Source organism: Agrobacterium sp. MCAB5, assembly GCF_052114365.1.
Taxonomy (GTDB): Bacteria; Pseudomonadota; Alphaproteobacteria; order Rhizobiales; family Rhizobiaceae; genus Agrobacterium; species Agrobacterium tumefaciens.
Map to the genome: position 1 here is coordinate 1 of NZ_JBFREP010000189.1, position 529 is coordinate 529.

Consider the following 529-nt stretch of genomic DNA (forward strand, 5'->3'; position numbering starts at 1 on the left):
GTCCGGTACCGAGATCAAGATCAACGGCGAAGACCTGCTGATCATGAAGGAAAGTGACGTGATGGGTATCATCGAAGCCCAGGCCGAGCAGAAGCGGGCCGCGTAAGGCCGCGCGTACATCAGTCAAAAAGCTGCCTATTGAAGGAGTGAACAAATGGCTGCGAAAGAAGTCAAATTCAACACCGATGCCCGTGAACGCATGCTGCGTGGGGTCGACGTTCTCGCTAACGCGGTGAAAGTTACACTTGGCCCGAAAGGCCGCAACGTCGTAATCGACAAGTCGTTCGGCGCGCCGCGCATTACCAAGGACGGTGTGTCGGTTGCCAAGGAAATCGAGCTGGAAGACAAGTTCGAGAACATGGGCGCCCAGATGCTGCGCGAAGTGGCATCGAAGACCAATGACCTTGCCGGCGACGGCACCACCACGGCGACCGTTCTTGCCCAGGCGATCATCAAAGAAGGTGCCAAGGCTGTTGCCTCCGGCATGAACCCGATGGACCTGAAGCGCGGGATCGACATTGCCGTCGAT

The 529-nt window shown here is 57.5% G+C and carries 1 protein-coding gene and 1 pseudogene; both read left to right on the top strand.

All coding sequences use genetic code 11. The features are described 5' to 3' along the window. Positions 1 to 106: pseudogene (locus AB4Z23_RS28145) on the top strand (co-chaperone GroES); the annotation flags it as partial. A 48-nt stretch (positions 107 to 154) separates the two neighbouring features. Continuing rightward, on the top strand, positions 155 to 529 hold a 375-nt coding region (locus AB4Z23_RS28150; protein ID WP_441361265.1), incomplete at its 3' end, for a TCP-1/cpn60 chaperonin family protein.